Origin of the sequence: Yersinia vastinensis (genome assembly GCF_902726565.1) — a bacterium.
Lineage (GTDB): Bacteria > Pseudomonadota > Gammaproteobacteria > Enterobacterales > Enterobacteriaceae > Yersinia > Yersinia vastinensis.
Genome location: NZ_CACVAF010000012.1, coordinates 118,745 through 133,205, shown reverse-complemented (window position 1 = coordinate 133,205; position 14,461 = coordinate 118,745). Strand labels below are relative to the sequence as shown.

Sequence of the window (14,461 nt, the reverse complement as noted above, 5' to 3'; positions counted from 1 at the left end):
GAATAGCTCAGTTGGTAGAGCACGACCTTGCCAAGGTCGGGGTCGCGAGTTCGAGTCTCGTTTCCCGCTCCAAATTTTTCATTCAATTCTGTTTTAATTATCCACAGCCAAGTTGTGCGTCATACCTCGAATTACATACATTGTATTAACTTCGTCAACAGAGTTATCCACAGATTCTGTTCTTTTTGTATTCAGCTCACAATCTAACCAATTTTATTTATTTTTCCATATCTGATTGATTTGGTTATATATATTTTTATGTGAAAACGTTATGCCGATCACTTGTGCTTTTTTTTGCACTTGATTGCCAAGGTGTTTTTATTTTTATGCACAGGAAAACTCTGAGCTAATTTACACTAAAAATAGTAAAAAAAACTTGTACCCGAAGTCATTCGATTTCAGGTAAAAGTGGTATTAGGCATCTCGTGGCAGGCCTTTTTCAATCGCTCTGATGAGCCGTTTTTTCTGTGGCGTTTGAACATCCACACTCAGTGTAGACCGTCTTTTCAATTGTTGTGAAATTGCCCATTCAATATGTTCATCCAACATAGGATGAATACCTTTGCGCGCTTCCAGTGCTAAAACAATGTGGTCAAGATAAGGGGCATTACCCAGTGCCACCGATATATTGCGTAACCAACGTAAATAACCAATTCGCCGAATCGCTGAACCTTCCGTTACCCGCAAAAATTTCTCTTCGTTCCAAGCAAATAAATCCAGTAGCTGTGGAGTATGCAGAACCGCGCGTGGGCTGAAATCTTCTTCATCGGTTAATTGTGAGAAGCGGTTCCACGGGCAGATGAGTTGGCAATCATCACAACCATAAATACGATTGCCCATTAACGGCCGGAATTCTTCAGGTATTGCGCCCTCTAACTCAATGGTCAGATAGGAGATACAGCGGCGTGCGTCAACAGTATAAGGGGCGACGATAGCACCGGTTGGGCAGGTCGTGATACAAGCAACGCAGCGCCCGCATTGCTCTTCTTGGGGTTTATCGACAGGGAGCGGCAGATCGATAAGTAACTCGCCCAGAAAGAACCAAGAACCTGCATCACGATTTAAAATTAGTGAGTGCTTACCAACCCAGCCAATACCTGCTTTGGCTGCCAGTGAACGTTCCATAATTGGCGCAGAGTCCACAAATGGGCGAAAACTGATCTCATGACTTGCCCCTGACTCTGACTTTTCTTGCTGCTCAAGGCAGTAATTTTGGATCTGATCACCTAATTTCTTCAGGCGCTGGCGCAATAATTTATGATAATCGCGGCCTAATGCGTAGCGGCTGACATAACCTAATTCTGCATTTTTCAATGTGCTGGCAAATGCCGCCTTTGCTGGCAGATAATTCATTCGCACGCTGATCACCCGCAATGTTCCGGGTAATAATTCATGGGCGCGCGCGCGCAGCATACCGTGACGGGCCATCCAGGCCATTTCGCCATGATATTGTTTATCAAGCCAAGCCTGTAATCGCGGCTCTTCCGCTGACAAGTCCGTATCGGAGATACCGACTTGCTGGAAACCTAGCGATTGCCCCCATTGCTTGATATGTTGGGCTAATTGATTCAGATCGAGGGGGTGTGCCATGACGGACCATAGTAAGAAACAAACCGGTGTCAGTTTACCACACTCTGTTTTTTCTGCGGACTGGGTACGCCAGAATGAGGCTGTGGCGGCCGCACACTTCTCTCTAAGTCTGTTTGATTTGATGCAGAGAGCAGGAAACGCCGCATTTGATCTGGCGCGCAAACAATATCCGGCGGCGCGCCATTGGCTGGTTTTGTGTGGTCACGGCAATAATGGTGGTGACGGCTATATTGTTGCTAGGCGGGCATTAGCGGCAGGGTTAAATGTCACTCTCATCGCCTGCTCTGGCAATCGACCATTACCTGCAGAAGCGTATCAGGCTCAAACGCAATGGCTGGCCGAGGGGGGAGTGATTAACCCACCGGACGCACCGTGGCCGCAACCGATTGATTTGATTATTGATGGATTACTGGGTATTGGCCTGCGTGCTGCACCACAGGGTGCTTATGCCATACTGATTGATACGGCGAACCGCCATCGAGCTGCCAAGATAGCGTTGGATATTCCTTCCGGCTTAAGTGCCGATAGTGGTGCCGCGCCCGGTTCTGTTATTCACGCAGACCACACACTGACTTTTGTCACACTGAAACCCGGCTTACTGACAGGGCAAGCACGTGATTGGGTAGGGCATTTGCATTGCAATGATTTAGGGCTAACGCCATGGCTCGCATCTCAACCCGTGCAAATTGAGCGACTGACCGCAGTTCATCTGCCGCAATGGTTAAAGCCACGCCGGCCTTGTGCCCATAAAGGTGAGCATGGGCGTTTGCTGCTGGTGGGGGGGGATAAAGGGATGGGAGGCGCCATTCGAATGGCGGGGGAAGCCGCTTTGCGCAGTGGTGCAGGATTGGTGCGAGTACTCACTCACATTGAGCATGTTGCCCCGATTCTGGCCGCTCGGCCAGAGCTGATGGTGCAGGAATTAACGGATGAGACCTTAGAGCAAAGTATTCATTGGGCTGATGTATTAGTGATCGGTCCTGGGTTAGGGCAGTCCGATTGGGGCAGGAATGCTCTGAATCTATTGCAACGAAGTGATAAACCAGCATTATGGGACGCAGATGCACTCAACTTACTGGCATTAAACCCGCAGAGGCGTCAGAATCGGATATTGACCCCTCATCCAGGCGAAGCTGCACGCCTGCTCGGTTGCCGCGTCGCTGATATTGAGAGTGACCGCTTACTTTCCGCCCGTAACATTGTTAAACAGTATGGTGGCGTGGTGGTGCTAAAAGGAGCGGGTACTCTGATTGCCAGCGAGCAGGGCGAGATGGCGATTGCAGATGTGGGTAATGCGGGTATGGCCTCTGGTGGTATGGGGGATATTCTGTCCGGCATTATTGGAAGTTTGATAGCACAAAAGCTGGTGCTGTATGATGCTGCCTGTGCGGGTTGTGTTGTGCATGGCGTTGCCGCAGACAAACTGGCTGAAGTTCAAGGCACCCGGGGTTTACTGGCCACAGATTTATTGCCGGTTATTCCGAAGTACGTTAATCCTGAGTTAGCAAGATAGATATCATAGAATGAAAGAACTCGTTTTACCTCTGCCTGATGAGGCAGCGACCGTTGCATTAGGAGCCACATTGGCTCATGCCTTCAATGGTGCCAGTGTCATTTACCTGTTCGGTGACTTAGGTGCCGGAAAAACGACTTTCAGCCGCGGCTTTCTGCAAGCCCTTGGCCATTTAGGGCACGTTAAAAGCCCCACTTATACGCTGGTTGAACCTTATGCGCTGACGCCAAGGCCGGTTTACCATTTTGATCTATACCGTTTGGCTGACCCTGAAGAACTAGAGTTTATGGGGATTCGAGATTACTTCGACAAGCAGGCAATCTGTCTGGTGGAGTGGCCACAGCAAGGGGCTGGATTTTTGCCACAGGCGGATGTAGAACTGCATTTGGCTTATCAAGACGAAGGGCGTGAAGCTCGCTTGATGGCTATTTCTGATGCGGGTGCTGATGTGTTGCGCCGTTTAGCTGCTGTGCAAGGATAATGTGATAATGACGCATAGCTCGACGCTACTGACTTATTTAAAGCAAATTAATTGCTTAACACGAAAAACCTGTTGGAAAGGATCATTGGCCACCGTCATGTTGGTCATGGTGAGTTTATTGACTTTACCTTCAGCATGGGCGGCGAAACTCACTGATATCAAAGTGAATAATGGGCCAACTGAAAGCCGGGTCACACTCAGTTTTGATGGGCAGCCGATTTACGCCTTTTTCTCTCTGAACTCACCAGAGCGTGTGGTATTGGATGTGCGCCAAAGCGGTAATCTTTCTGGTTTACCTTTGGAATTCAGTGGGCAGAATTTGCTGAAAAGAATTCGTTCCAGTACGCCAAAAGATGAGCAAAGTACCCGCTTGGTGTTGGAACTGACGCAAAAAGTGAAAACCCGGGCGACTACCCAGCAATCAGGCAATAGTTACACCGTTGTGATCACCATGACCTCTACTGGCAGCACCCCAGTTCGTCAGGTGCAATCCACACCAAGCCCGAACAATATTCCTTTAAATCAAACGAATACTCCTAGCCCTAATGCTGGGCGTCTGACGGCACGAGCGACGAACACAAATACTGCACCGGTGACCAGCGCCAATCCAGCGCCAGTGGCTAAAAACCCGTTTAATAACAAGCCAACAGTGGTGATGAGCAGCGAGAGCACCACGACCAATACGGCTCGGCCAATTAAAACGGCCAGTTCAGCGAAAAGTGATCGTGTCGTCGTCGCGATTGATGCGGGCCATGGCGGCCAAGATCCGGGGGCTATCGGGCAAAATGGTTTGCAAGAGAAGAATGTCACTATTGCCATCGCTCGCCGGCTTGAGGCATTGCTTAACAGTGACCCAATGTTTAAACCGGTTTTGACCCGCAATGGTGATTATTTCATTTCGGTGATGGGGCGTTCTGATGTAGCACGCAAGCAGGGCGCAAACGTCTTGGTTTCCATTCACGCTGATGCCGCACCGAACCGCAGTGCGACAGGGGCATCGGTTTGGGTTCTGTCGAACCGCCGTGCTAACAGTGAAATGGGGAACTGGCTGGAACAGCATGAGAAGCAATCCGAGCTGCTTGGCGGTGCTGGTGATGTATTGGCAAACACCGCGTCCGACCCTTATTTGAGTCAGGCGGTGCTAGATCTGCAATTTGGTCACTCGCAACGAGTAGGCTATGACGTCGCAACCAAAGTATTGTATGAATTACAATCAATAGGCGACATTCATAAACGTCGGCCTGAACACGCCAGTCTTGGGGTGTTACGTTCACCGGATATTCCATCGTTGCTCGTGGAAACCGGCTTCATCAGTAATAGTACGGAGGAGCGGCTGCTTGGCAGTAGCGCGTATCAGGAGAAACTTGCTCACGCCATTTATAAAGGCCTGCGCAGTTATTTCCTCGCGCATCCGCTACAAGCCGACCCAAAGGTCGAAAACCGCCCGCTCATTGAAACAGCGGCGGTTGACTCTTCTTCGCGGCGTTCCAGTGTTAATCAGCCAGAGCCGGTTGTCAGCAATGCGCAAAGTGGTAGGTCGTCTGCCGCCAAGCCAGTGGCAACGGGTAAAAGCCAGATTCATAAAGTACAGCGTGGCGAAACTTTATCAGGTATTGCCAGTCAATACGGTGTCAGCATGGCGGTTTTGCGGCAAAACAACACACTGAAAAATGATGTGGTCTGGGTCGGGCAGCGTTTGAAAGTGCCGGCATCGGGCAGTGCGGCCGTGGTCACTGCGCCAAAGGCAGTGGCTAAAGCAAAACCGGTTAAACATCAGGTCAAACGCGGTGATACGTTGTCAGCTATTGCGGCCAGATACGGCGTGTCGATGAGTGAGATTGAGCGGGCGAATAAGATAAAGTCAGGTAATGTTCAGTTGGGGCAAACCCTCACTATTCCACAGTCGTAAGCGAAAGGAACTGCTATGCCGATCCAGATTTTGCCACCACAGCTCGCGAACCAAATTGCCGCCGGTGAAGTGGTAGAGCGGCCTGCATCGGTAGTAAAAGAATTGGTGGAAAATAGCCTGGATGCGGGTGCCACGCGGATTGATATTGATATCGAACGTGGCGGAGCGAAATTAATTCGTATCCGTGATAATGGCTGCGGCATTAGCAAAGACGACTTGGCACTGGCACTGGCGCGCCACGCGACCAGTAAAATAAGTTCGCTGGAGGATCTGGAGGCTATCCTCAGCATGGGGTTTCGTGGCGAGGCACTGGCCAGTATCAGTTCCGTCTCTCGTCTGATATTGACATCGCGCACGGCACAGCAGAATGAAGCCTGGCAAGCCTATGCTGAAGGCCGTGATATGGCTGTGACCATCAAACCTGCGGCCCATCCGGTGGGGAGCACGCTTGAAGTGCTGGATCTGTTTTATAACACCCCCGCCCGGCGCAAATTTATGCGCACTGAAAAAACGGAGTTTGGTCATATTGATGAAGTGGTGCGGCGTATTGCGCTGGCACGCTTTGATGTAGCGATTAATCTCAGCCATAACGGTAAGTTAATGCGCCAATATCGTGCAGCCGCTGACCCTTCCCAACATGAACGCCGTCTGGCCAGTATCTGTGGTCCGGCGTTTTTGCAGCATGCATTAGCGATTTCGTGGCAGCATGGCGATTTGACTATTCGGGGTTGGGTGGCTGATCCCGCGGCCAGCCGTACACTTAGTGAAATGCAATATTGCTACGTCAATAACCGCATGATGCGTGACCGGCTGATAAACCACGCCATTCGCCAGGCATATCAGGATTTACTTAAAGACGACCAACAACCGGCTTATGTTTTGTATCTGGATATCGACCCACATCAGGTTGATGTTAACGTGCATCCGGCAAAGCATGAGGTGCGCTTCCATCAGGCGCGATTGGTACATGATTTCATTTATCAAGCGGTTACCAGCGTCTTGCAGCAAGCTGCTACCCCAACACTGAACATTAATGAAGATGGCGAAGAAGTTGAGGCCTCTCGTTGGCAGCCGGAAAACCGCGTGGCGGCAGGGGCGAATAAATACGCTCAACCGGAACCAGCAAACGCTGCAATTTCAGCACGAGCACCAGTGATGGCGCGGGCTGTTACGACCGAACACCCAACCGCTCGTGAACATATCCCTGCCTATAACGCGGGCCAGCCTTATCAAAAACAGCAAGGCGAGCTATATCGTCAACTGGTACAACCCGCGACAGAGAGTCAACAGGCGGTTGCACCATCTGCCCCTATAGCGCGCCAAATACCGGCGGAAGAGCCACTTCATGGCGATAACTACAGCTTTGGCCGAGTATTGACGGTATTTCCGCCGAGTTACGCTTTGATTGAATATAAGCAGGGTTTGGCATTACTGGCACTGACGGTTGCAGAGCGCTGGTTAAAGCAAGCTCAATTGAACCCGCCTGCGGAGGGATTGCGCCCACAGCCCTTGCTGATTCCACTTAAACTCACGTTGGATAAAAATGAAGCCGCTGCGTGTCAGCGTCATCAGAAATTGTTAGCGACGATGGGGATAGAGTTGGCGGTTGAACACGCAAGAGCGACCTTACGTGCAGTATCTTTACCATTACGCCAACAAAATTTACAAAAACTGATACCGGAACTGTTAGGCTATCTGGCGCAACATGAAGAGATATCGCCAGATGCACTGGCCACATGGATTTCTCGCCATCTTGGCAGTGAACATGAGGTTTGGAATGTGTCTCAAGCGATACAGTTATTGACGGATGTTGAACGTCTTTGCCCACAGTTGGTAAAATCACCGCCTGCGGGACTATTACAACCTATTGATATAAAGGCTGCACTGGCAACCCTGACACATGAATGACATTGAAACACTAGACCGGCCACCGGCAATCTTTATTATGGGGCCAACTGCCTCAGGTAAAACAGCGCTCTCCATCGCGCTGAGACAACGGCTACCTGTTGAGCTTATCAGCGTCGACTCAGCCTTGATCTATCGTGGTATGGATATCGGCACGGCAAAGCCCAGTGCGGCCGAGTTGGCATTAGCGCCACACCGGCTGATTGATATCCGCGATCCTGCGCAATCCTACTCAGCTGCTGATTTCCGTAAAGATGCCCTCAAAGAAATGGCTGACATTACCGCTGCCGGGCGTATTCCGCTGCTGGTGGGTGGCACAATGTTGTATTTTAAAGCCTTATTAGATGGATTATCGCCCTTGCCGTCGGCTGACCCAAAAGTGCGTGAACGTATTGAACAGCAGGCAGCAGAACTGGGCTGGGAAGCATTGCATCAGCAACTGGCCGAAATAGATCCCGTCGCTGCGGCGCGAATTCATCCTAATGATCCTCAGCGGCTTTCTAGAGCACTGGAAGTTTTTTTGATTTCAGGTAAAACTCTAACAGAACTGACTAAAATTTCAGGTGAAACCTTGCCTTACCGGGTTCACCAATTTGCGATTGCGCCTGTTAGCCGGGAACTTTTGCACCAGCGAATTGAATTACGTTTTCATCAGATGCTGGATGCTGGGTTCGAAACAGAGGCGAGGGCGCTTTTTGACCGTGGTGATTTGCATACGGATATGCCTGCCATTCGTTGTGTGGGATACCGGCAGATGTGGTCTTATCTGTCTGGTGAGATTGATTACGACGAAATGGTTTACCGCGGAGTTTGTGCGACACGTCAACTGGCAAAGCGCCAAATGACCTGGTTGCGGGGCTGGGGTTCAGTCCAGTGGCTCGACAGTGATAAGCCGGGAGAGGCTTTAGACTCTGTAATACAGGTTGTTAGTGCATAGGTTGAATGATTGTGTACAATTGATTAGTACTCAACGCGCGGATTTTTTTTACGCAGTTTATTTTCGAGCCGATAGGTTCTTAGTTAATAACAACAAGCAAATAAGGAAAATATAGAATGGCTAAGGGGCAATCTTTGCAAGATCCGTTCCTGAACGCATTGCGTCGTGAACGGGTTCCGGTTTCTATTTATTTAGTGAATGGCATTAAACTGCAGGGCCAAGTTGAGTCTTTTGATCAGTTTGTCATTCTGTTAAAGAATACAGTCAGCCAGATGGTTTATAAGCATGCTATCTCTACTGTAGTGCCTTCTCGCCCGGTTTCGCATCACAGCAATAATCCGAGTGGTAGCACCAATAATTATCATGGTAGTAATCCATCTGCGCCGCAACAGCCGCAGCAGGATAGCGATGACGCTGAATAAAGCGCATTGCTGGTCAACCATGACGGGGGGCATAAGCAACGGATTCGGGCTTATGTTCTCCGCACTAGCGGTTTTGATCCGTTTGAGAGGTTGCACGTTTGTTTGACCGTTATGAAGCCGGTGAGCAGGCCGTACTGGTTCATATCTATTTCTCGCAAGACAAAAACTCAGAAGATCTGCGTGAATTTGAAGCGCTGGTATCGTCTGCGGGCGTAGAAGCTTTGCAAATTGTGACCGGTAGTCGCAAAGCACCGCACCCTAAGTATTTTGTTGGCGAGGGAAAGGCCCAAGAAATTGCTGACGCAGTGAAAGCCAGTGGCGCGTCTGTTGTCTTGTTTGATCATGCCCTTTCCGCAGCGCAAGAGCGAAATCTTGAGCGTATATGCGAATGTCGGGTTATTGATCGTACTGGACTTATTTTAGATATTTTTGCCCAACGAGCCCGTACTCATGAAGGTAAATTACAGGTCGAATTAGCGCAATTGCGCCATATTGCGACCCGTTTGGTACGCGGCTGGACGCATCTTGAGCGTCAAAAAGGGGGGATTGGCCTAAGAGGGCCAGGTGAAACCCAGTTGGAGACTGACCGCCGTTTGTTACGTGACCGTATCAGCTTGATTTTAAGCCGGTTGGAGCGTGTGGCAAAGCAGCGAGAGCAAGGGCGGCGTGCGCGCACCCGTGCTGATATTCCGACAGTATCTTTGGTGGGTTATACCAACGCCGGTAAATCCAGCCTGTTTAACAAAATTACGGCAGCCGATGTCTACGCGGCTGACCAATTATTTGCCACGCTGGATCCAACTTTACGCCGTATAAATGTGGCTGATGTGGGCGATACAGTGTTGGCGGATACGGTAGGCTTTATCCGGCATTTGCCGCACGATCTGGTTGCTGCTTTTAAAGCGACATTACAAGAAACGCGGCAAGCCTCATTACTGTTACACATTATCGATGCAGCTGATCCTCGGGTCGCCGAGAATATGGCCGCGGTCGATTCTGTATTGGCAGAAATCGAGGCGGATGAAATTCCTACATTATTAGTAATGAATAAAATCGATTTGTTGGATGATTTTGTCCCGCGAATTGATCGCAACGAAGAAAATCTGCCAGTCAGAGTTTGGCTTTCGGCCCAAACCGGCGCAGGTATCCCGTTGCTCTTTCAAGCGTTGACGGAGCGTCTTTCAGGTGAGATCGCACACTTTGAATTGCGTTTGCCGCCTCAGGCAGGCCGTTTGCGTAGCCGTTTTTACCAGCTTCAGGCAATTGAAAAAGAGTGGATAGACGAGGACGGGAGCGTCGGTATGGTGGTAAGAATGCCTATCGTTGATTGGCGTCGTCTCTGTAAACAAGAGCAGGAGTTGGTCAGTTATATTGTTAATTAATCCAGTGTGGCTAATTAATTGATTATACCCGAAGAATTTGGGGTTGCAGGTCGGCAGCAAGTGAATAAATCCCGATAAATTTACACAAGTAAATGATTCAGGTGAATGAGCGCAGCTAACACCTCTGCAATTTCAAGTGCGAAGGGAATATCTGATCTTTCTTGTGAGATTGAGAGCCAGCTTCTTTGGCATGTGCTCTTAGCCTGAAGAAAACCAATCATAGAAGAATGGAGCTAAAACATGGCGTGGAATCAGCCCGGTAATAACGGACAGGACCGCGATCCGTGGGGGAGCAGCAATAATAATGGCGGCAACTCTGGCGGAAATAACAATAATAAAGGTGGCCGTGACCAAGGGCCGCCTGATCTGGATGATATCTTCCGTAAACTGAGCAAAAAACTGAGTAGCCTCGGTGGCAAAAGTGGCGGAAGCGGCAATGATAACGGTGGTTCGGCGAGAGGCCCTGGTTTCAGTGGTCGTATTGTCGGTATTGCTGTAGTTGCGGTTGTAGTTATCTGGGCAGCAAGTGGTTTCTATACAATTAAAGAAGCCGAGCGCGGTGTTGTGACTCGCTTGGGTAAATTAAGCCACATCGTGCAACCTGGTTTGAACTGGAAGCCTACCTTCATCGATGAAGTCACCCCGGTTAACGTTGAATCCGTACGTGAATTGGCAGCTTCAGGCGTCATGCTGACCTCTGATGAAAACGTCGTCCGTATCGAAATGAACGTACAGTATCGCGTGACTGACCCGGCCGCTTATCTGTTTAGCGTGACGAATCCGGATGACAGCCTGCGTCAGGCAACTGACAGTGCAGTACGTGGCGTTATCGGTAAATACACCATGGACAAAATCCTGACTGAGGGTCGTACCATCGTGCGTAGCGATACTCAGCGTGTACTGGAAGAAACCATTCGTCCGTACAATATGGGGATTACTCTGCTCGACGTTAACTTCCAGGCAGCACGTCCGCCGGAAGAAGTTAAAGCAGCATTTGATGATGCGATTGCTGCTCGTGAAAACGAACAACAGTATATTCGTGAAGCAGAAGCCTACACCAACGAAGTTCAGCCACGTGCTAATGGTCAGGCGCAGCGTTTGTTAGAAGATGCTCGTGCTTATGCCGCACGTAAAGTGCTGGAAGCGCAAGGTGAGGTCGCTGGTTTTGCCAAGTTGCTGCCTGAGTATAAGGCTGCACCAGAAATCACCCGTGAACGTCTGTATATCGAAACCATGGAGAAGGTCCTCGGTCATACCCGCAAAGTGCTGGCTAATGACAAAGGGAACAGTCTGATGGTGTTACCGCTGGATCAACTGATGCGCGGACAAGGTGCTACAGGTCAAGCGGATGGCAGTAAAGACACAAGTCTGATTCGTTTGAATCCGCCTTCCTCTGCTAATAGCAGCCAAGAATCTGGTGCCAGTAACTCAACAACCAGTTCAACCAGTGGCTCTATCATGGATCAGCGCCGAGTGAATGCTCAGCGTGATACTTCCACTCGCGTAGGGAGAGAATAACCAATGCGTAAGTCTTTTTTACTTATCGTCGTTGTGGTGTTGGTCGCACTCTACGCTTCGCTGTTTGTCGTACAAGAAGGTGAGCGCGGCATCGTGCTGCGCTTTGGTAAGGTATTGCGTGATAGTGATAACAAGCCTCTGGTATATGCGCCAGGCTTGCACTTCAAGATACCGTTTATCGAAACAGTGAAGACGTTGGATGCCCGTATTCAAACCATGGACAACCAAGCCGACCGTTTTGTGACCAACGAGAAGAAAGACCTGATTGTTGACTCATACCTGAAATGGCGTATCAGCGATTTCAGCCGTTACTACTTGGCCACCGGTGGTGGTGATGTCTCTCAGGCTGAAGTGCTGTTGAAACGTAAGTTTAGTGACCGTTTACGTTCTGAAATTGGTCGCCTGAATGTTCGGGATATCGTGACCGACTCACGTGGTCGTCTGACTTCCGATGTTCGTGATGCATTGAATACCGGTAGTGTCGGTGACGGTGATGAAGCTGTGACGACTGAAGCGGATGATGCTATTGCTTCTGCGGCAGCGCGTGTTGAACAGGAAACTCGCGGCAAACAGCCAGCGGTTAACCCAAACAGCATGGCAGCACTCGGGATTGAAGTGGTTGACGTGCGAATCAAGCAAATCAACTTACCGGCTGAAGTTTCTGACGCTATCTTCCAGCGTATGCGTGCTGAACGTGAAGCGGTAGCCCGTCGTCACCGTTCACAGGGTCAGGAAGAAGCTGAGAAGTTGCGTGCGACTGCTGACTATGAAGTTACCCGTACTCTGGCAGAAGCAGAGCGTCAGGCGCGTATTACTCGCGGTGGCGGTGATGCAGAAGCGGCTCGTCTGTTTGCAGATGCATTCAGTAAAGATCCTGACTTCTATGCTTTCATTCGTAGCTTGCGCGCGTATGAAAACAGTTTCAGCAGCGGTAATGATGTGATGGTCCTGAGCCCAGAAAGCGATTTCTTCCGCTATATGAGATCGCCGGATAACTCAACCAAACGTCCGTAACGGCGGTTGTGACAGTCCATTTTTGACCGTAACAGTAAGGCCCGTTCATACGGGCCTTTTTTATTTGAGACAGCTTTTTCCTGTTGAGAGAAACAATGAATTCAACAATCTTATTAGCGCTCGCTCTGGTTTTGGTGCTCGAAGGGCTTGGTCCGATGCTCTATCCCAAAACCTGGCGCAAAATGATTCAGGCGATGACCCAATTACCTGATACCACTTTACGCCGTTTTGGCGGGGGATTAGTGGTTGCTGGCGTAGTTATCTACTACATGTTGCGTAGCCGCATGGGTGGCTAAATGTAAGCACAAAAATTGTGCAGTTATGTGTTAAAAAGTACTGAAAGCAGCCCAATGAGATGTTAGAATCCTTTTTTAAGCAACCTGGTGATTTTTGAGATGGGTAAGAACGTCGTCGTACTGGGCACCCAATGGGGTGACGAAGGTAAGGGCAAGGTCGTTGACCTGCTGACTGAACGGGCTAAATATGTTGTGCGCTATCAAGGTGGTCACAACGCTGGCCATACTTTGGTTATCAACGGTGAGAAAACCGTTCTTCATTTAATTCCCTCAGGTATTCTGCGTGAAAACGTAACCAGCATCATCGGCAACGGTGTTGTACTGGCACCTGACGCTTTAATGAAAGAGATGACAGAACTTGAAGCACGCGGTGTGCCTGTACGTGAGCGACTGTTACTCTCCGAAGCATGCCCATTAATCCTGCCTTATCATGTGGCTCTGGATAATGCGCGTGAAAAAGCACGTGGTGCAAAAGCCATTGGGACTACCGGTCGTGGTATCGGTCCTGCCTATGAAGATAAAGTTGCCCGCCGCGGTCTGCGTGTAGGTGATTTGTTCAACAAAGAAACCTTCGCTATCAAACTGAAAGAAATTGTGGATTACCACAACTTCCAGTTGGTGCATTACTACAAAGAAGATGCTGTTGACTACCAAACCGTGCTGGATGAAGTATTGGCTATCGCCGATATTCTAACCGCGATGGTCGTTGATGTTTCTGAATTGCTGGATAATGCCCGTAAGCAAGGTGATTTCATCATGTTCGAAGGCGCCCAAGGCACCTTGCTGGACATCGACCACGGTACTTATCCGTATGTCACTTCATCAAACACCACTGCGGGTGGCGTAGCGACAGGCTCTGGCCTGGGCCCACGTTATGTTGATTATGTGCTGGGTATCGTAAAAGCGTATTCTACTCGTGTTGGTGCAGGTCCATTCCCGACTGAACTGAACGATGAGACTGGCGAATTCCTGCGCAAGCAAGGTAACGAATATGGCGCAACCACTGGTCGTAGCCGTCGTACTGGCTGGTTAGATGCTGTTGCCGTGCGCCGTGCTGTACAAATCAACTCCTTATCTGGCTTCTGCATGACCAAATTGGACGTGCTGGATGGCCTGAAAGAAGTGAAGATTTGTGTTGGCTACCGCATGCCAGATGGCCGTGAAGTGGATACAACTCCACTGGCTGCTGAAGGCTGGGAAGGTATCGAGCCAATTTATGAAGTGATGCCTGGCTGGACAGAAACGACCTTTGGCGTGAAAGAACACAGCAAGTTGCCACAGGCAGCTCTGAACTACATCAAGCGTGTAGAAGAGTTGACAGGTGTTCCGGTTGATATCATCTCCACCGGCCCTGATCGTGAAGAAACCATGATCCTGCGCGACCCATTTGATGCATAATTGACGATATTATCGTCAACGCTATGTTATCAAGACACTGAAACCGGGCTAATGCCCGGTTTGTTGTTCCTTCGAAGCCGTTTTTACATCAAAAAA

General features: G+C 49.7%; 12 protein-coding genes. 11 read left to right on the top strand and 1 reads right to left on the bottom strand.

Features of this window, described 5'->3' with window-relative positions; all coding sequences use genetic code 11:
• Positions 1-414: 414 nt before the first annotated feature.
• The gene (gene queG, locus HUZ92_RS17170; RefSeq protein WP_050099773.1) at positions 415-1,590 is read right to left on the bottom strand and encodes a tRNA epoxyqueuosine(34) reductase QueG; all 1,176 of its coding nucleotides are present in this window, start codon (positions 1,588-1,590) and stop codon (positions 415-417) included.
• On the opposite strand from queG, the gene nnr reads away from it, so the two are divergent.
• The 11 genes from nnr to HUZ92_RS17115 all read left to right on the top strand — a co-directional run bounded on the left by nnr (position 1,589) and on the right by HUZ92_RS17115 (position 14,365).
• Positions 1,589-3,103 (top strand): bifunctional ADP-dependent NAD(P)H-hydrate dehydratase/NAD(P)H-hydrate epimerase, encoded by a 1,515-nt coding sequence (gene nnr, locus HUZ92_RS17165; RefSeq protein ID WP_145580092.1) that lies wholly within the window; start codon positions 1,589-1,591, stop codon positions 3,101-3,103. The genes queG and nnr overlap by 2 nt on opposite strands.
• Before the next feature lie 10 nt (positions 3,104-3,113).
• Positions 3,114-3,584, top strand: a complete 471-nt coding sequence (gene tsaE / locus HUZ92_RS17160; RefSeq protein WP_048618993.1) for a tRNA (adenosine(37)-N6)-threonylcarbamoyltransferase complex ATPase subunit type 1 TsaE — start codon at positions 3,114-3,116, stop codon at positions 3,582-3,584.
• Between the two features lie 97 nt (positions 3,585-3,681).
• The gene (gene amiB, locus HUZ92_RS17155; RefSeq protein WP_050100130.1) at positions 3,682-5,493 is read left to right on the top strand and encodes an N-acetylmuramoyl-L-alanine amidase AmiB; all 1,812 of its coding nucleotides are present in this window, start codon (positions 3,682-3,684) and stop codon (positions 5,491-5,493) included.
• 15 nt (positions 5,494-5,508) lie between these two features.
• Complete coding sequence (gene mutL, locus HUZ92_RS17150; RefSeq protein ID WP_050099778.1) at positions 5,509-7,401, top strand: DNA mismatch repair endonuclease MutL; 1,893 nt, start codon at positions 5,509-5,511, stop codon at positions 7,399-7,401.
• Positions 7,394-8,335, top strand: coding sequence for a tRNA (adenosine(37)-N6)-dimethylallyltransferase MiaA (miaA, locus tag HUZ92_RS17145; RefSeq protein WP_050099779.1), 942 nt, complete (start codon positions 7,394-7,396; stop codon positions 8,333-8,335). Before mutL ends, miaA begins: the two co-directional genes overlap by 8 nt.
• 116 nt (positions 8,336-8,451) lie before the next feature.
• Positions 8,452-8,757 carry an RNA chaperone Hfq gene (hfq, locus tag HUZ92_RS17140; RefSeq protein WP_004392473.1) on the top strand — a complete coding sequence of 102 codons (306 nt, stop codon included), beginning with the start codon at positions 8,452-8,454 and terminating at the stop codon, positions 8,755-8,757.
• Between the two features lie 98 nt (positions 8,758-8,855).
• The gene (hflX, locus tag HUZ92_RS17135; RefSeq protein ID WP_050099781.1) at positions 8,856-10,139 is read left to right on the top strand and encodes a ribosome rescue GTPase HflX; all 1,284 of its coding nucleotides are present in this window, start codon (positions 8,856-8,858) and stop codon (positions 10,137-10,139) included.
• Positions 10,140-10,379: 240 nt separating this feature from the next.
• Positions 10,380-11,657: an FtsH protease activity modulator HflK gene (gene hflK, locus HUZ92_RS17130; RefSeq protein WP_050099783.1), complete on the top strand. Its 1,278-nt coding sequence runs from the start codon at positions 10,380-10,382 to the stop codon at positions 11,655-11,657.
• Between the two features lie 3 nt (positions 11,658-11,660).
• Positions 11,661-12,671 carry a protease modulator HflC gene (hflC, locus tag HUZ92_RS17125; RefSeq protein ID WP_050099785.1) on the top strand — a complete coding sequence of 337 codons (1,011 nt, stop codon included), beginning with the start codon at positions 11,661-11,663 and terminating at the stop codon, positions 12,669-12,671.
• 95 nt (positions 12,672-12,766) lie between these two features.
• Entirely contained in the window at positions 12,767-12,967 is a 201-nt protein-coding gene (locus tag HUZ92_RS17120; protein ID WP_050140945.1) for a DUF2065 domain-containing protein, read from the top strand.
• A gap of 99 nt (positions 12,968-13,066) precedes the next feature.
• Complete coding sequence (locus tag HUZ92_RS17115) at positions 13,067-14,365, top strand: adenylosuccinate synthase (protein WP_050099788.1); 1,299 nt, start codon at positions 13,067-13,069, stop codon at positions 14,363-14,365.
• The last annotated feature ends 96 nt before the right edge of the window (positions 14,366-14,461 follow it).

Excerpts from the sequence above, each read along its gene's own strand:
- nnr (WP_145580092.1), top strand. The coding sequence starts at position 1,589 with ATGACGGACCATAGTAAGAAACAAACCGGTGTCAGTTTACCACACTCT.
- queG (WP_050099773.1), bottom strand. The coding sequence starts at position 1,590 with ATGGCACACCCCCTCGATCTGAATCAATTAGCCCAACATATCAAGCAA.
- tsaE (WP_048618993.1), top strand. The coding sequence starts at position 3,114 with ATGAAAGAACTCGTTTTACCTCTGCCTGATGAGGCAGCGACCGTTGCA.
- amiB (WP_050100130.1), top strand. The coding sequence starts at position 3,682 with ATGTTGGTCATGGTGAGTTTATTGACTTTACCTTCAGCATGGGCGGCG.
- mutL (WP_050099778.1), top strand. The coding sequence starts at position 5,509 with ATGCCGATCCAGATTTTGCCACCACAGCTCGCGAACCAAATTGCCGCC.
- miaA (WP_050099779.1), top strand. The coding sequence starts at position 7,394 with ATGAATGACATTGAAACACTAGACCGGCCACCGGCAATCTTTATTATG.
- hfq (WP_004392473.1), top strand. The coding sequence starts at position 8,452 with ATGGCTAAGGGGCAATCTTTGCAAGATCCGTTCCTGAACGCATTGCGT.
- hflK (WP_050099783.1), top strand. The coding sequence starts at position 10,380 with ATGGCGTGGAATCAGCCCGGTAATAACGGACAGGACCGCGATCCGTGG.
- hflC (WP_050099785.1), top strand. The coding sequence starts at position 11,661 with ATGCGTAAGTCTTTTTTACTTATCGTCGTTGTGGTGTTGGTCGCACTC.
- HUZ92_RS17120 (WP_050140945.1), top strand. The coding sequence starts at position 12,767 with ATGAATTCAACAATCTTATTAGCGCTCGCTCTGGTTTTGGTGCTCGAA.
- HUZ92_RS17115 (WP_050099788.1), top strand. The coding sequence starts at position 13,067 with ATGGGTAAGAACGTCGTCGTACTGGGCACCCAATGGGGTGACGAAGGT.